Raw genomic sequence first — 15,026 nt, 5'->3', positions numbered from 1 at the left:
CCTGCTCACCGCGACGGTGCGACAAACCCCGCCGCCCGGTAGGCCGCCGTGATGGTGGCCTGCCCCAGGCGCGAGGTCATCTCCTGGTGCACCGGCATCAGCGCCTCGCGCCAGGCCTCCAGCTCGGCCGGCGTCAGCGTGTGCATGCGCGTGCGGCCGCTGGCGCGGATGGACGCGAGCGCCGCCTCGTTCTCGGTGCTGGCAATGGCGTTGGCGTAGGTCGTGGCCTCTTTCAGTGCGCCGTCCAACGCGGTGCGTACGTCGGCCGGCAGGCCGTCCCAGAACTTCTTGTTGACGATGACCGCATAGGCCAGGTGCCCGTGGTTGGACAGCGTCATGTGCTTCTGCAGCTCGTGGATCTTCTGCGTCAGGAAGTTGCTGGGCACGCCCTCGGTGCCGTCCACCAGCCCGGTCTGCAGCGCCTGGCGCAGCTCGCTGAAGGCCATCACCTGCGGGATGGCGCCCAAAGCTCGCATCTGCGCGTCCAGCACCTTGCTGGACTGGATGCGCATCTTCAGCCCCTTGAAATCGCTCACCTGGCGCAGCGGCCGGTTGGCGCTCATGATCTGGAAGCCGTTGTCCCAGTAGGCCAGGCCCTTGATGCCCTTGGCCTCCAGCCGGCGCAGCAGCTCCGCGCCCAGCGGGCCGTCGGTGACGGCGCGGAAGGCCTCGGTGTCCTTGAACAGGAACGGCAGGTCGAAGACCTCGAACTCCTTGACCCCCAGCGGCCCGAACTTGGCCAGCGACGGCGCCAGCATCTGGACGCTGCCCAGCTGCAAGGCCTCCATCTCCTCCTTGTCCTTGTAGAGCTGGCTGTCGGGGTAGACCTCCACGCGCACGCGGCCGCCCGTGCGCGCCTCGGCCAGCGCCTTGAAGCGCAGCGCCGCCTTGCCCTTGGGCGTGTCGGGCGCCACCACGTGGCTGAACTTGATGACGATGGGCGCCTGCGCGCGGCCGGCCCCGGGCAGGGCCAGTGCGGCGGCCAGCAGATGACGGCGCTGCATGCCGGTCTCCTTGTCTTGTGGCGTGATTTTGGGCGCGCTGCTGCGGGGGGCCGCTGTGGAGTTCCACATCGCCGCCCGCGCCCGGACTTCTTAGACTGCCGGCATGACCGCCGCGCCCCACCGCCACCGGCCCGCCTGCCCCCGCCCGGCCGGCCCGGGGGCGCTGCCATGAACGCCCTCACCCGCCACCTGTGGCTGGCGCCGCTGGCGCTGTCGCTGGTCTTCGTGCTGGGCGTGCTGGCCTGGGTGCGGGCCAACGGCATCGAGGAGCGCGAGACGCAGCGCCAGACGCTGATCTCCGACGCCCTCAGCACCGAGGTCCAGCTGCGCGGCCGCATCGACGAGGAGCTGGCCCACCTGCGCCAGCTGGCCGCGGCACTGGCCGGCCGCCCTCCCAGCGCCGCGCTGCTGTCGGCGCAGCCCGAGGTCAACGCCGGCCTGCGCCGGCTGTGGCAGTCGGTCACCTGGCTGGACGCGCGCAACCGCGTGCTGGCCGAGGTGCCGGCCCAGGCCACGGCCAGCCGCTACGAGGACGGCCTGTCGCTGCACCTGACCGCGCCGGTCGGGCCCGACGGCGTGCTCGTGGTGCGCTACGCGCCCGCGCTGCTGCTCAAACTGGGCGTGCCCTGGTGGCTGGCCCGCAAGTACGACCTGCAACTGGTGGACAGCGCCGACCAGGTCATCGCGTCCAGCACCGAGTCGCCGCTGCGCGCCGCCCAGGGCGAGCGCCCGAGCTACCGCGTGGCGCTGACCGGCCCGCTGCGCGCCAGCCCGCTGGCCGAGGCCACGCTGGCCGACGCCGCGCTGGAGCTGACGCTGCGCGAGCCGCTGCCGGACGGCGTGCGGCCGCTGGCGCTGGTGCTGGTGGCCGGTTTCCTGCCGCTGATCGCCGTGGCCAGCTGGCTGCTGCGGCGGCAGATGCGGCGCGTGCAGCGGGCCGAGCTCGCCGGCCGCACCGAGGCCGCCTGGCGCCGCGCGATGGAGGACTCGGCCCTCGTGGGCCTGCGCGCGCGCGACTTCGACGGCCGGCTGCTCTACGTGAACCGCACCTTTTGCGAGATGGTGGGCGTGCCCGCCGAGCAGATGGTGGGCAAGCTGCCGCCCATGCCCTACTGGCCGCCCGACGCGCTGGACGAGCTGACCGAGCGCAACCGCCGCAACCTGGCCGGCGGCGCGCCGCGCGAGGGCTTCGAAGCCCGCTGGCAGCACGCCTCGGGCCGGCCGGTGGAGGTGATGGTGTTCGAGTCGCCGCTGGTGGACGCCGCCGGGCGCCAGATCGGCTGGATGGGCTCCATCCTCGACATCACCGAGCGCAAGCGGCTGGAGGAGCGTGAGCGCCGCGAGGTCGAAACACTCGCCCACAACGCGCGCCTGACCATGCTGGGCGAGGTGGCCTCCACACTGGCCCACGAGCTGAACCAGCCGCTGACGGCCATCGCCAGCTACAACGCCGGCATCAGCAACTCGCTGGCCAAGCTGGGCGTGCAGGACGAGCTGGTGCTGGGCGCACTGCAACGCCTGGGCCAGCAGGCCGAGCACGCCGGGCGCATCGTGGCGCGCATCCGCGAGTTCCTGACGCGGCGCGAGCCGCGCCACGAGCGCTGCGAGCTGCACGAGGTCATCACCGCTGCGCTGGACCTGCTGCGCCGCGACTGCCAGCGCCGCGGCATCACGCTGGACCTGGCGCTGGCCGCCAGCGCCCCGGCCGTGCAGGCCGATGCGGTGCTGATCGAGCAGGTCGTCATCAACCTCGTGCGCAACGCCGCCGACGCGCTGCAGGCCCGCCCGCGCGAGCCCGGCGGGCGGCTCATCACCGTCAGCAGCCGTGCGGCCGGCGAGTTCGTGCGCATCGACGTGCGCGACAACGGCCCCGGCCTGCAGGGCCGCCGCATCGAGCAGTTGTGCGCGCCCTTCTACACCACCAAGTCGGAGGGCATGGGCATGGGGCTGGCCATCTGCCGCTCCATCGTCGAGGCCCACCACGGCGTGCTGGACGCCGAGGACGTGCCCGGCGGCGGCGCGCTCTTCTCCTTCAGCCTGCCCGTGACGTCGGAGCACGAACCCCAGGGAACACTGACATGAACCACGGCACCGTCCACCTCGTCGACGACGACTCCGGCGTGCGCGACGCGCTGGCCTTCCTGATGCGCTCGCGCGGCCTGGACGTGCGCGCCTTCGCCAGCGGCCCGGCGCTGCTGGACGCGCTGGACCTGGAGATGCCGCGCCACGGCCCGCCCAAAGGCATCTTTCTACTGGACGTGCGCATGGAGCCCATGAGCGGCACGCGGCTGCACGATGAGCTGTTGGCCCGCCAGTTGCGCAACCCCGTGCTGTTCCTGACCGGCCACGGCGACATCCCCATGGTGGTGGATGCGCTGAAGAAGGGCGCCTTCGACTTCCTGGAGAAGCCCTACAGCGACAACGCGCTGGCCGACCGCATCGCCCAGGCGCTGGCGGTGGACGCCGCCATGCAGGCCGAGGGCGCGCAGGTGGCCGAGCGCAGCGCGCGGCTGGCCAGCCTGACCGAGCGCGAGCGCGAGGTCATGACCCGCGTGGCCGCCGGCAAGCTCAACAAGATCATTGCTGACGAGCTCAACGTGTCCATCCGCACCGTGGAGGTCCACCGGGCGCGCGTGTTTGCGAAGTTAGGCGTGCGGTCGGCCGCCGAGGTCGCCACCCTCATTGCGGGGCAGGCGGTCACCAACCCGGCGCAGGCCGGCCCGGTCCTGGGGCAAAAACCCGGGTAAACACCCGTAGAAAGCCTGGCATGGGGTTTGCACTAGGAAAGATGCCGAGGCGACTGGCCTCGGGAAACCCAAGGAGTACCCCACCATGAAGACCTGGTCCACCCTGCGCCCGCTCACCCTGTCGGCCGCGCTGCTCGCCACCCTGACGCTGACCACCGCGCCCGCGAGTGCCCAGGAGCCCACCGTCCCGGCCGTCAGCGAGCGCCTGATGCTGCGCCAGGCGCAGGGCGAATACCTGCTCGAAGACGGCCGCACGCTGAAGGTCCATGTCGGCATGCGCCGCGTCGGCGTGGCACTGGACGAGAGCCCGCTGGAAGACTGGAAGGCCGCCGGCCACGAACTGCTCGTCAGCCCCGACGGCCTGCGCCGTGTGCGCTTCATGCGCAACGCCGACGGCAGCGTCTCCAGCATCGCGTTCGAGACCGACCGCGTCGTGCGTTGACCCGGCCCGGCGCCATCGCGCCGGCCGCGCGGCGTCAGCGCACGGCGGTGAACGCCATCACGGCGTCCATCACGTCCAGCGTCGACGCCGCGCCCATCTGCGCATCCAGCGAGGCCACGCCGTGGTCCGCGCCGCGCACCCGCTTCAACACCAGCCGCCCGCCGCAACTGGCCCAGGTGTCCACGTTGCCGGCGGTCGTGTAGGCCGCGGCGTCCAGCAGGGCGCCGCACAGCTGCGCGGTGCGCCGCTGCTGCTGGCGGAACTCACCGAGCAGCAAGGGGTTCAGCCAAGCCTCCCGCGAGACGGCCACCGTCGCCGGGTTGGCATTCCAGACCTCGGCCTCCCACGCGCCACCCGACTGCACGATGGGGTCGGCGTCACCGAACACGCCCAGATAGGGCGCTGCGCTCGCACCCGGCGCGCAGGGCGTGCCGGGCTGCGCGAAGGTCGCCGACGCCGGGCCGGCCAGCGACACATAACGGCTGAACGTGGCGGGCGACTCGCACCACATCCGGTTGGCCATCGCGCCGCCCATGGAGTGGCCCATCAGCGTGAGGTCGGCCAGACCGTACTCGCTGCGGATGCGCGCCGCCAGCGCCTGCAGGAAGGCCTTGTCGTCCTGACCGGAGGTCATCGCGTGGTTGCTCCAGGTCGTCGCGCCGGGATTGCTGGCGATGTGCTGGCCCTGCGGCACCACCAGCATCACCTGGTTCGCGGCCAGCCAGTCCCAGTGGATGGTGGCCATCGTCGTCGTGGACGCGCTGCTGTTCAGCCCCACCTGGTAGGCCACCGCATTCAGATTGCCCGCGCCGCCGTGCAGCAGCACGATGGCGCGCTGCGCACCCGCGGTGCGGTAGACGTTGACGGCATGCGGATGGCCCGCCACCGTGAGGCTCACCAGCTGATGGGCGGCCACGGGAGGCGGCGCGGGCGCCGTATCGCCGCCGCCACCGCAGGCGGCCAGCAGCAGAGGCAGGGTCAGCAAGCACGGCAAGGGCGACAGACAAGGGCGCACGGAACCTCCTGGTGAAGCGCCACCGCATGCTGCCCGCGCCGGGTGAGCTGGCCGGGGTTCACCGCGTTGCAGCCCTTGCAGATCCTGACAGCGCCGCGCCGCTGCAAGGTTTTGTCACCGTTTGGCCGCCGCCCCACCCCGGCGGCCGTCCCTAACATCGGCGCATGACCCGCATCCTGATCGCCGACGACGAAGCCGAACTGCGCGGCCTGCTCCAGCGCTACCTGACCGAGCAGGGCCTGAGCGTGCGCAGCGTGCCCGACGCCAGCGCCGCCGCGCAGCTGCTGGCGCGCGAGCGCTTTGACGTGCTGGTGCTGGACCTGATGATGCCCGGCGAGGACGGCCTGTCGCTGTGCCGCCGGCTGCGCGGCCAGGGCGAGACCATCCCCATCCTGATGCTGACCGCGCGCAGCGAGCTGGTGGACCGTGTGCTCGGCCTGGAGATGGGCGCCGACGACTACCTCGCCAAACCCTTCGCCCCGCGCGAGCTGCTCGCACGCATCCAGGCCCTGGTGCGCCGCCAGCAGCAGCTCGGCGCCCACCTGGGCCCGCCGGGCGACACGGCGGTGCGCTTCGGTGCCTTCACGCTCTACCCCACGCAGCGCCGCCTGGTGCGCGACGGCGAGCCGGTGGACATCAGCACCGTGGAGCTCAACCTGCTGCGCGCGCTGGCCAGCCAGCCCAACCGGCCGCTGGGCCGCGACAAGCTGCTGCACCTGGCCCATGGCGACGACCACGGCGTCAGCGACCGCAGCCTGGACGTGCAGATCATGCGGCTGCGCCGCCTCATCGAGCCCGACCCCAGCGCCCCGCGCCACATCCAGACCGTGTGGGGCCTGGGCTATGTGTTCCTGCCCGAGCCCGACGCGTGATGCGCTGGGGCCTGTCCACGCTGTTCGGCCGCAACCTGTGGCTCATCGTGGCGCTGATCGTCGGCGGCCAGTTGCTCAACGCGCTGGCCTACGGGCAGTTCATCGCCAAGCCCCGGCTGCGCCAGTCGGCCGAGGCCACGGCGCGCAGCCTCCAGGCCGTGGCCGAGGGCCTGCGCCTGCTGCCCGAGGCCCAGCGCGAGGCCTTCGTGGCGCGCTTCAACGCCCGGGCCGGCGCCGGCCAGTCTGAGGCACTGCCGGCACGCACCACGCTGATCGAGCGCCGCTTCCTGGCCGAGCTGGCCGCCCAGCTGTCGCTGCAGCCTGCCGAGCTGGCCTGGCGGCGCGAGGCCAACGGCCTGATCGCCGTGCGCCTGCCCGAGGTGCCGCACTGGCTCAGCGTGCCGCCCATGCAGCCGGCGCACCGCTTCGCCCGCACCTGGCTGACCACCAGCGCCGTGGCCGGCGCGCTGGCGCTGCTGGGCGCCTGGCTGATCCAGCGCCGCATCAACCGCCCCCTGGCGCGGCTGGTGCAGGCCACGCAGGCGCTGGGCGCGGGCCAGCGCCACGTCGCGCTGCCCACCGACGGCCCGGCTGAGACCGCCGCGCTCGCGCGCAGCTTCAACGACATGGCCGCCGCGCTGGCCCGCGACGAGCAGGAACGGCTGCTGATGCTGGCGGGGCTGTCGCACGACCTGCGCACGCCGCTGGCCAAGATGCGCCTGGCCAGCGAGATGCTGCGCGAGCCCGGCCCCGCCGACCCTGCGTTGCTGGACACGCTGGACCGCAGCCTGCATGCGCTGGACGACCTGCTGACGCAGTTCCTGGACTACGCCCGTGCCGCGCACCCGGCCGAGCAGGCCCTGCCCGCCGTGGCCGTGGAGCTGCGCCAGTTCCTGGCCGAGACGCTGGCGCTGGCGCCCGGTCAGCCGCAGCCCACGCTGGCCGACGGCCCGGCCGTGCAGCGGCTGGCGCGGCCGCAAGCGTTGCGCCGGCTGGTGCTGAATCTGGTGGTGAACGCACAGCGCCATGGCGCGCCGCCCTTGGAGCTGGCCTGCGGCGAGAGCGCCGACGGCGCCTGGATCGAGGTGCGCGACCGCGGCCCCGGCATCGCGCCAGCCCGCGTGGAGGCGCTCAAGCAACCCTTCCGGCGCGGCGACGATGCGCGCGGCAGCACGCCGGGCTCGGGCCTGGGGCTGGCCATCGTCGAGCGCATCGCGCGCGCCGAGGGCGCCACGCTGCAGCTGCTACCGCGCGACGGCGGCGGGCTGGTGGCGCGGGTGCAGTGGCGCGCCGGCTGACGCCCGGCGCGCCCGCAGGTCAGCTGGCCGTGACGGTCACCTTCACGGTGCCGGTGCTCGTCTGGCCGAGGTTGTTGCGCAGCGTGATGACCAGGTTGCTCGTGCCCACCACCGGCTTGGCCCAGCTGACCGCGATGCCTGCGCTGGTGGCCGCAAACGCCATGCCGGCGGGTGCGCCGCAGAGGCGGCTCAACAACGCGCCGGCCAGGGTCGTGTCATTGCCCGCCTTGGCGACTCAGATGCTGCTGCCCGTGCGGCCCGGCGCTGCGACTCGTGCGCCACCACCGGCGTTCCGTGCGCCTGCTGCCGCGGCTCGTGCAGGCGCGCCGTGCGCACGCCAGCCGCGCCCCTAGAGTGCGGCCCATGGACACACCCAACCCCCTCGCCCACGGCAACCGGCTGCAGCGCGCGTACTACCGCTGGGCCCTGCCCCACTACGAAAAGATCGGCCGCACCGACCCCGTGCTGCGCGAGCGCGTCGAGCTGACCGACATCCACCTCTACACCCGCAGCGGCCTGGGCGCCTGGGCCGTGTGGTGGCTGGTGCTGGGCGGCTTCGCGCTGTCCCTGCACGCGCTGGGGCACAGCTGGCCCAAGTCGCTGGGCGTCAGCTTCTTCACCTGGAGCGCGCTGAGCGCGGCACTGCTGGGCGTCTGGCTGGCGCCGGTGACGATGAAGCCGTCCGACTATCTGCGCAAGTTCCTGCTCGGCGCGCTGGTGGGCGGGGGCGCCATGTCGCTGCTGCTGATGGGCATTCACGGCGCGCCCGAGCGCCTGGACCCGAGCCGGCTCATGCGAGCGCTGAGCGTCGCCACGCCACTGCTCATCGGTGCGCTGCTGCTGCTGGCCCTGGTGGGCAACGCCGGCCGCGCGGCGCGCGACCGTCAGCTCGCCCGGCTGCAGCTGGTGGCCGAGCGCGACGCCGCCGCCCGCAACGCCGCCGAGGCCGACCTGCGGCTGCTGCAGGCGCAGATCCACCCGCACTTCGTCTTCAACACGCTGGCCACGCTGCAGCACTGGGTGGACCGCCGCGACGAGCGTGCCGGCCCGCTGCTGCGCGAGCTGACCGGCTTCCTGCGCCGCAGCACCGAGATGCTGGGCCGGCCCGCCGTGCCGCTGGCCGAGGAGGCCCAGGCCGTGCGCCACTACCTGGCCATCCTGGCCGCACGGCTGGACGGCCGCGTGCAGGGCGAGGTGGACATCGCCCCCGCGCTGGCCCAGCAGCTGCTGCCGCCCGGCCTGGTGCTCACGCTGGTGGAAAACGCCGTGGAGCACGGCCTGGAGCCCAAGATCGGCCAAGGCCGCCTGTGGCTGACGGCCGCGCTCACGCCCGGCGGCGGCTGGTGGCTGCGCGTGGACGACGACGGCCTGGGCCTGGCCGATGATGCGCAGGATCACGTCGGCCTGGCCAACCTGCGCCGGCGCCTGCACCACCACTTCGGCGACCGCGCCCGTTTCACGCTGCAACGCCGCGCCGAAGGCGGCACGCGCGCCCAGATCACCCTGACCGACGCCCCATGACCCGACTGCTGATTGCCGACGACGAATCCGCTCCGCTGGAGCAACTGGCCGAAGCGCTGGCGGCGGCCTGGCCCGAGGCCGACATCGTGGCCCAGGCGCGCCACGGCGCCGACGCCTGGGACCAGTGGCTGGCCCACGAACCCGAGGTCTGCTTCCTGGACATCCGCATGCCGGGGCTGTCGGGCATCGACGTGGCGCGGCGCATCGCGGGCCGCAGCGCGGTGGTGTTCGTGACGGCCTATGGCGACCACGCGCTGCAGGCCTTCGAGGCCGGCGCGGTGGACTACCTCGTCAAGCCGCTGGACCCGGCCCGGCTGGCGCAGACGGTGGCCCGGCTGCGCGAGCGCCTGCAGCGCCCGGCCCCCGTCCTGAGCCAGGCACCGCAGGCCCTGCAGGAGCTGCTGGAGCAGCTGGCCGGCCAGCAGCGCCGCCCGGCCTGGGCCGACACGCTGCAGGCCGGCGTGGGCAAGGAGGTGCGGCTGATCCGTGTGGCCGATGTCGTTTACCTGGAGTCCGACAGCCGCTACACGCGCGTGGTCTACCTGGACGGCACCCAGCAACGCGACGCGCTGCTGCGCACGCCGCTGAAGGACCTGCTGGCCCAGCTGGACCCGGCGCGCTTCCAGCAGGTGCACCGCTCCACCGTCGTGGCCAGCGCGCAGATCGCCAGCGCGGTGCGCGACGACGAGGGCGGCATGCAGCTCAGGCTGCGCGGCTCGCCGGATGTGCTGACGGTGTCGCGCCCCTTCCAGGGCCTGTTCAAGGCGCAGTGATTACCACCGCCACGCCGCCCAGCACGGCGTTGCCGCTGAGCGGATCGCGGTCGGCCATGTCCAGCAGTGCGTTGAGGTTGACGCCAGGCCGCTCGCGGGCCACGGCCAGCTGCACGCCGGGCAGGTCGTGCCCCCAGCCGTGCGGCAGGCTGACGACGCCGGGGCTCATGTCGGCGCTGCGCTCCACGCGCGCCACCAGCTCGCCCACGGCGCTCCTCACGCGCGCGAACTCGGCCAGGCCCAGCCGGTCGGCATCGGCCGGGTGGATGAGCAGCGTGCAACGCTCCGGCCCCTTGGCCAGCACCGGCAGGTTGTGCATCCAGCTGTTGCTGGAGCGCGTGTCGCGCCGGCCGATGAGGCTGAACTCGGGCGCGGGCTCGGCCTTGACGTGAGCCAGGTCGGCCAGGATGGCCGGCGGTGCCAGTTCGATCTTGCCGCTGGGCGTGCGCAGCACCTCGGGGATGCGCGGCGTGAGCGCACCGAGGTCGACGCCGCCGCCGTCCACCGTGCTGGCGGCCTTGACCTTGGCGAGATTCAGCCCGTCGGGCTTGCGGCCAAACTGGTCGCCATACGGCCCCACGCGCAGCTGCAGGTCGATGAGGCGCTCGGGGCCGCGCCAGGGGTCCAGCGCGGCCAGGATGGCGGGCGTCTGGTCGCCAGCGAAGCGGCGCACGTCGGACGCGATGGCCTCGTCGTCCAGCTGCGCCACGTCCACGCCCAGGCCGCGGCCTTCCAGCAGCGCGCACAGGCGCAGGATGGTCTGCCACTCCTGCGGCGTGCCGGGCGCGGCATCGAACACCGGGCCGCTGAAGCGCGCATGGTTGCGGTGGCTGAGCTGCGGAAAGGCGACGTCGAAGTGCAGATCCTCCAGCGGCGACAGCCCCGGCAGGATCACGTCGGCATGGCGCGTCGTCTCGTTGACGTAGATGTCCAGGCTGAGCATGAAGTCCAGGCCTTCCAGCGCCTTCGCCAGGCGCGGGCCGCCGGGGGCGGACAGCACCGGGTTGCTGGCGATGGTGATCAGCGCCTTGACCTGCCCGTCGCCCGGCGTCTCGATCTCTTCCGCGAGCACGGTGATGGGCAGCTCGCCATAGACCTCGGGCGCGCCCGACACGCGGCTGCGGCGCCGGCCCGTCGTCACGCCCTTGCCGATGCCGGGCCGGCCCTGGGTGTTGGGCGCGAACGCAGCGGCCTTCGCGAACATCGCGCCGCCCTCGCGGTCTAGGTGGCCGGTGAGCACGTTGATGAGGTCCACCAGCCAGGAGTTCACGGTGCCGAAGCGCGTGGTGCAGGTGCCGATGCGCGCGTAGACAGCGGCGCGCGGTGCGGCGGCCAGCTCGCGGGCCAGGCGGCGCTGCGTCTCGGCCGGGATGCCGCAGCCGGCGGCCGTCACCTGAGGCGCAAAGGGCGCGACGGCGGCGCGCGCCTCGTCCAGCCCGTTGACATGCTCGGCCAGCCGGCCCAGGTTCACCAGGCCCTCGTCGAACAGCGTGTGCGCGATGCCCGCCAGCAGCAGCGCGTCGCCGCCGGGGCGGATGGGCAGGTGCTCGTCGGCGGCCGCGGCCGTCTCGCTGCGGCGCGGGTCCACGACGACGATGCGCCCGCCGCGCGCGCGCATGGCCTTGGCCTTGCCGCGGTAGTCGGGCACGGTCCACAGGCTGCCATTGCTGACCATGGGGTTGCCGCCCAGGATGAGCAGATAGTCGCAGCGCTCGATGTCGGGCAGCGGGATGGACAGCCAGTGGCCGAACATCAGCGCGCTGCTGAGCTGCTTGGGCATCTGGTCCAGCGTGGACGCGCTCATCACATTGCGCGAGGCCAGCGACTTCACGAGGCGCGGCGTGTAGGCCAGCAGGCTGACCTTGTGCGCGGCCGGGTTGCCGATGGTCAGCGCCACCGCATCGGCGCCGTGCTGGGCGCGCAACGGCAGCAGCCGGCGCTCGATCTCAGCGAAGGCCTCGTCCCACGTCGCCTCGACGAACACGCCGTCGCGCTTGATCAACGGCGTGCGCAGGCGGTCGGGGTCCTCGTGCAGGTCCTTCAGGCTCACGCCCTTGGGGCACAGATAGCCGTGGCTGAACACATCCTGCTCGGCGCCGCGGATGGCGATGACCTTGGTGCCCTCGGTCTTCACCTCCAGCCCGCAGCAGGCCTCGCACAGGGGGCAGATGCGGTAGTGGCGGTCGGGCATGGCGGGTCTCCGGGTCTTGTGTGTGGCCGGGCAGCTTAGCGGCGACACCCCGGCGCGCCCCGTCACGCAGGAGACGGCCACCGCGCTGTCACGCCCGCCACATGAAGCCTGCCTAGAGTGCCGGGCCTGACCCCGCTGCCGAACTTGCCATGGCCGTCATCCACGGGCGCGATGCCCTCTCCGACGCGACGCTGGAACGCCTGTTCCAGTACATCGAGGCCCGCCGCAAGGAGGGCGTCTGGAACACCAACCTCAACCTCTGGGATGCCGGCATCGTGCACCAGAGCGCGCCGGTGCTGGTGCACGCCATCGAGCCCGCGTTCTCCAACGACCTGCTGGCCGAGCTGCACGCGCGCGGCAAGCTGCCCTATCGGCATGAGGGCATCACGGTGATGTTCTATGCCTGGCCGGCGGGCAGCTACATCCCTTGGCACAGCGACTTCATCGACAAGTACTCGATGACCATCTACTTGAACCGCGACTGGAACGCCGACCACGGCGGCGCCTTCTGCTGGCAGGACTGGGGCATGGGCATCGAGCGGCACGACTGGTCCGCGCCGCCGGTGCGCAGCCAGATGATCCGCCCGCAGTTCAACGCCTATGCGCTGATGACGGACACCGAGTGGCACGCCGTCACCATGACCACCCCGAACGCGCCGCCGCGGCTGACGCTGCAGCTCTTCCTGCCGCGCCCGCAGCCTGAGCTCAAGCCGCCACCGCAGCCGGCGGCGTGAGCGCCAGCCACTGCTGCAGCTGGCGCAGCACGGCCGCATCGGTCTGCAGCGCCAGGTGCCCCAGGCCAGGAAAAGCGGCGATGTCGGTGAAGGCCAGCCGGCGGCCGGCCTCGCGGTGTTGGCCCAGCGCGCTGGCCACGGGCACGAGGCCGTCGCCCAGCCAGCGGGCCGGCACACCGCCGGGCTGCTGCGCGGTGGTGGCCGCCACGGCATAGCAACGCAGACCCGCCGGCAGCGGCAGGCGGCTGGCGCGGCCGGTGTCGGCTTCCAGCAGGCTGGCGTGGCGCAGGTCGCGGATGCCGGCGCTGCGCCGGGCCGCCAGCGCGGCCAGCGGGCGCGAGTAGCGGCTCAGGGCCAGCAACTGCTGCAGTTGCTGGCCACCACGCTCCAGCGGCGCGCCCAGGTGCGGCGTGCCCAGTGTCACCAACGCCTGCACGCGCGCCGGCCAGTGGCGGCCGCCGGCCTGCGCCAGCGCGCTGCGGGCCAGCAGCCCGCCCATGCTGTGGCCCAGAAGCGTGAGCGGCCCGGGCACGTCGTCCAGCAGGGCCGCCAGCTCGGCGCCGTTGCGCCAGATCGCGCGGCCCGAGTTGTAGCGCAGACCCAGCGGCCGGTAGCCCAGCTTGGCCAGCGCGGCAGGAAAGTCGGCCCCATCGCGCCGCCACTGCGCCTCGTTCATGCACAGGCCATGCAGGAACACCAGCGCGGGGCCCTGCGCGCCCGGCACCAGCGGGTGCAGGCCCAGCGGCGTGGCCAGCGGGTTGCCGGTGGCTTCCAGGTGGTCGCCCAGCACGCCGTTGAGCGCGGCCAGCACCGCGCTGGCCTGGGCCGGCTCGGCCTGGCCCAGCAGCGGCGCGAGCGCCTCCAGCGCCAGATCCAGCCCACCGCCCACCAGCCGCGTCACGCCGCGCACGCTGCGGTAGACCAGGCCGGTGATGCCGCTGGTGCGCGGGCCGCCGGCCGTCAGCGGCAGGCGGGCCATCTCGGCATGCATGGCCTCGACGAGGTCGGTGACGCCGGTGACGGCATCGATGGCGAGGCGGCTGGCGCCGCGCAGTGGGTCGACAGGGGTCATGCCCCCATCATGCGCCTGCTGGCTGCACGCGCTCACCCTCTCAGCCCAGGATGAGCTGCAACGAGCCCTGCAGCGCGCGGATCAGCTCTTCCAGCGCCTGCAGCAGGCGCTCGCTGCCCTGGTGCATGCGCTGCACCGCGTCGCCCTGCTCCACGCGCAGGCCGCGCAGCAGCACCAGCCAGGCCTCGTCCACGGCGGCAAAGGCGGGCTGCAGCGCCGGGCCGGCCAACGGCGTGGCGCGCACCTCGTCGTAGGCCTTGATGAACTCGTCCAGCCCGGCGGCCAGGCCGCTGACATCGTGGCCGGGCTGCACCTGGGCCAGCAGGCCTTCCTTGGCCAGGCGCTGGCTCAGCAGCCGCAGCCGCGTGACCTGGGCCAGCAGGCCCACCGGGCGCTGGCCGGCGCGCTCGGACAGCCGCGCCACGAGCGCCTCGCTGCTCTCCAGCAGGCGCTGGGCGGCACGGTCGCTGCGCGCCAGGTCGGGCTGGCGGCTGGCCAGCGCGGCGTCCAGCTGCGCCCAGGCCGAGGACACGGCGGCCAGCTCGTCCGCCAGCTCCTGGCGCAGCAGCTCTGCCAGCCGGGCCAGGTTGGCCGCCACGCGCTCGCGCGAGCCGTCCAGCAGCGCCTGCGCCTCGCGCTTCTCGGGCGGCGCGAGCTTGGCCCACTGCCGCAGCGCCTGCAGCTTCACCATGCGCTGGCTCAGCATGCGCTGCGCGCCGGCCCGCTCCAGCGCCTCGGCCAGCTCGCTGGTGTGCACCACGCCGCGCGCCACCTCGGGCAGCTTGGCCTGGGTCTGCATGGCGGTGCTGCGCAGCAGCGCGAAGGCCGCCGCCTCGTCGATGCCGCGGGCCTGCATCAGCAGCCCCTTGGCGCGCTCGGTCCATTTGCGCTCGTCCAGCTTGGCCTGGGCCGCCGTGTCGCGAGCCTGCAGCTGAGCCGCCAGGCCCTGCGCCCACAGCAGCGTCTGCGCCAGCAGCGCCGCGTCGGCCTCCAGCGGCAACCACTGCAGCACGCCGCGCGCCAGCAAGCGTCGCCGCTGCTCGGCGCCGGGCGCCGGGGACAGCAGCACCACCGGCAAGCCAAAGGCCCGCTCCGGGTGCGCCAGCTGATCCAGCGTGGTGCAGTCGGGGCACCACAGCAGGCCGACGGCCGCCCCATCGGCGGGCGCCTCCAGCGCAGCCACGGTGCGCAGCCCCCAGCCCTGGGCCACAAGTTCGGCAGCCTGGGGCGGCTGCGCCGGGCTGCAGATCAGCCATGAAGAAGCGGGAGATTCAGTGGTGTCAGACATGTTCACAAGGCTTGCGCCCCAAAACGGCGCAAGAACCGCGCCAGCCAGCGGCACCAGAACGGGCACGGC

14 protein-coding genes are annotated in these 15,026 nt (G+C 73.2%); 8 read left to right on the top strand and 6 right to left on the bottom strand.

Annotation, left to right across the window (positions count from 1 at the left end):
* Window positions 1-5 precede the first annotated feature (5 nt).
* The gene (locus NYO99_RS10480; RefSeq protein ID WP_268167126.1) at window positions 6-1,004 is read right to left on the bottom strand and encodes a TRAP transporter substrate-binding protein; all 999 of its coding nucleotides are present in this window, start codon (window positions 1,002-1,004) and stop codon (window positions 6-8) included.
* Between the two features lie 168 nt (window positions 1,005-1,172).
* On the opposite strand from NYO99_RS10480, the gene NYO99_RS10475 reads away from it, so the two are divergent.
* The 3 genes from NYO99_RS10475 (at window position 1,173) to NYO99_RS10465 (ending at window position 4,193) form a co-directional block, all read left to right on the top strand.
* A complete protein-coding gene (locus NYO99_RS10475; protein WP_268167125.1) occupies window positions 1,173-3,086 on the top strand; it encodes a sensor histidine kinase in 1,914 nt (637 codons plus the stop codon).
* Window positions 3,083-3,751, top strand: coding sequence for a response regulator transcription factor (locus NYO99_RS10470; protein ID WP_268167124.1), 669 nt, complete (start codon window positions 3,083-3,085; stop codon window positions 3,749-3,751). The genes NYO99_RS10475 and NYO99_RS10470 overlap by 4 nt, the downstream gene beginning before the upstream one ends.
* Before the next feature lie 85 nt (window positions 3,752-3,836).
* Window positions 3,837-4,193, top strand: a complete 357-nt coding sequence (locus NYO99_RS10465) for a hypothetical protein (RefSeq protein WP_268167123.1) — start codon at window positions 3,837-3,839, stop codon at window positions 4,191-4,193.
* 34 nt (window positions 4,194-4,227) lie between these two features.
* Here NYO99_RS10465 and NYO99_RS10460 read toward each other — a convergent pair whose 3' ends face one another.
* A complete protein-coding gene (locus NYO99_RS10460; RefSeq protein ID WP_268167122.1) occupies window positions 4,228-5,178 on the bottom strand; it encodes an alpha/beta fold hydrolase in 951 nt (316 codons plus the stop codon).
* A 194-nt stretch (window positions 5,179-5,372) separates the two neighbouring features.
* On the opposite strand from NYO99_RS10460, the gene NYO99_RS10455 reads away from it, so the two are divergent.
* Together NYO99_RS10455 and NYO99_RS10450 are read left to right on the top strand one after the other, a co-directional pair.
* Window positions 5,373-6,080, top strand: a complete 708-nt coding sequence (locus NYO99_RS10455; RefSeq protein WP_268167121.1) for a response regulator — start codon at window positions 5,373-5,375, stop codon at window positions 6,078-6,080.
* Complete coding sequence (locus NYO99_RS10450) at window positions 6,080-7,378, top strand: ATP-binding protein (RefSeq protein WP_268167373.1); 1,299 nt, start codon at window positions 6,080-6,082, stop codon at window positions 7,376-7,378. Before NYO99_RS10455 ends, NYO99_RS10450 begins: the two co-directional genes overlap by 1 nt.
* 19 nt (window positions 7,379-7,397) lie before the next feature.
* Here the strand turns inward: NYO99_RS10450 and NYO99_RS10445 are convergent, their stop codons facing one another.
* Window positions 7,398-7,571, bottom strand: coding sequence for a hypothetical protein (locus NYO99_RS10445; RefSeq protein WP_268167120.1), 174 nt, complete (start codon window positions 7,569-7,571; stop codon window positions 7,398-7,400).
* A gap of 170 nt (window positions 7,572-7,741) precedes the next feature.
* On the opposite strand from NYO99_RS10445, the gene NYO99_RS10440 reads away from it, so the two are divergent.
* Entirely contained in the window at window positions 7,742-8,899 is a 1,158-nt protein-coding gene (locus NYO99_RS10440; protein WP_268167119.1) for a sensor histidine kinase, read from the top strand.
* A complete protein-coding gene (locus NYO99_RS10435; protein WP_268167118.1) occupies window positions 8,896-9,672 on the top strand; it encodes a LytR/AlgR family response regulator transcription factor in 777 nt (258 codons plus the stop codon). The genes NYO99_RS10440 and NYO99_RS10435 overlap by 4 nt, the downstream gene beginning before the upstream one ends.
* Here NYO99_RS10435 and NYO99_RS10430 read toward each other — a convergent pair.
* Window positions 9,659-11,863: a molybdopterin-dependent oxidoreductase gene (locus tag NYO99_RS10430; protein ID WP_268167117.1), complete on the bottom strand. Its 2,205-nt coding sequence runs from the start codon at window positions 11,861-11,863 to the stop codon at window positions 9,659-9,661. The genes NYO99_RS10435 and NYO99_RS10430 overlap by 14 nt on opposite strands.
* 149 nt (window positions 11,864-12,012) lie before the next feature.
* Here NYO99_RS10430 and NYO99_RS10425 point away from each other — a divergent pair, with 149 nt between their 5' ends.
* Window positions 12,013-12,597 carry a 2OG-Fe(II) oxygenase gene (locus tag NYO99_RS10425; RefSeq protein ID WP_268167116.1) on the top strand — a complete coding sequence of 195 codons (585 nt, stop codon included), beginning with the start codon at window positions 12,013-12,015 and terminating at the stop codon, window positions 12,595-12,597.
* Here the strand turns inward: NYO99_RS10425 and NYO99_RS10420 are convergent.
* Together NYO99_RS10420 and NYO99_RS10415 are read right to left on the bottom strand one after the other, a co-directional pair.
* Entirely contained in the window at window positions 12,569-13,669 is a 1,101-nt protein-coding gene (locus NYO99_RS10420) for an esterase/lipase family protein (RefSeq protein WP_268167115.1), read from the bottom strand. The genes NYO99_RS10425 and NYO99_RS10420 overlap by 29 nt on opposite strands.
* Window positions 13,670-13,709: 40 nt before the next feature.
* Complete coding sequence (locus tag NYO99_RS10415) at window positions 13,710-14,957, bottom strand: ANTAR domain-containing protein (protein ID WP_268167114.1); 1,248 nt, start codon at window positions 14,955-14,957, stop codon at window positions 13,710-13,712.
* Window positions 14,958-15,026 lie beyond the last annotated feature (69 nt).

The organism is Roseateles hydrophilus (assembly GCF_026712245.1).
In the GTDB taxonomy this organism is placed as follows: Bacteria; Pseudomonadota; Gammaproteobacteria; order Burkholderiales; family Burkholderiaceae_C; genus Pelomonas; species Pelomonas hydrophilus.
The sequence above is the reverse complement of the archived record's forward strand: the minus strand, read 5'-3'. Positions and strand labels throughout refer to the sequence as shown.

Bases quoted from the DNA above. Each gene is read 5' to 3' on its own strand.
- NYO99_RS10480 (WP_268167126.1), bottom strand. From the start codon at position 1,004: ATGCAGCGCCGTCATCTGCTGGCCGCCGCACTGGCCCTGCCCGGGGCC.
- NYO99_RS10475 (WP_268167125.1), top strand. From the start codon at position 1,173: ATGAACGCCCTCACCCGCCACCTGTGGCTGGCGCCGCTGGCGCTGTCG.
- NYO99_RS10470 (WP_268167124.1), top strand. From the start codon at position 3,083: ATGAACCACGGCACCGTCCACCTCGTCGACGACGACTCCGGCGTGCGC.
- NYO99_RS10465 (WP_268167123.1), top strand. From the start codon at position 3,837: ATGAAGACCTGGTCCACCCTGCGCCCGCTCACCCTGTCGGCCGCGCTG.
- NYO99_RS10455 (WP_268167121.1), top strand. From the start codon at position 5,373: ATGACCCGCATCCTGATCGCCGACGACGAAGCCGAACTGCGCGGCCTG.
- NYO99_RS10450 (WP_268167373.1), top strand. From the start codon at position 6,080: ATGCGCTGGGGCCTGTCCACGCTGTTCGGCCGCAACCTGTGGCTCATC.
- NYO99_RS10440 (WP_268167119.1), top strand. From the start codon at position 7,742: ATGGACACACCCAACCCCCTCGCCCACGGCAACCGGCTGCAGCGCGCG.
- NYO99_RS10435 (WP_268167118.1), top strand. From the start codon at position 8,896: ATGACCCGACTGCTGATTGCCGACGACGAATCCGCTCCGCTGGAGCAA.
- NYO99_RS10430 (WP_268167117.1), bottom strand. From the start codon at position 11,863: ATGCCCGACCGCCACTACCGCATCTGCCCCCTGTGCGAGGCCTGCTGC.
- NYO99_RS10425 (WP_268167116.1), top strand. From the start codon at position 12,013: ATGGCCGTCATCCACGGGCGCGATGCCCTCTCCGACGCGACGCTGGAA.
- NYO99_RS10420 (WP_268167115.1), bottom strand. From the start codon at position 13,669: ATGACCCCTGTCGACCCACTGCGCGGCGCCAGCCGCCTCGCCATCGAT.
- NYO99_RS10415 (WP_268167114.1), bottom strand. From the start codon at position 14,957: ATGTCTGACACCACTGAATCTCCCGCTTCTTCATGGCTGATCTGCAGC.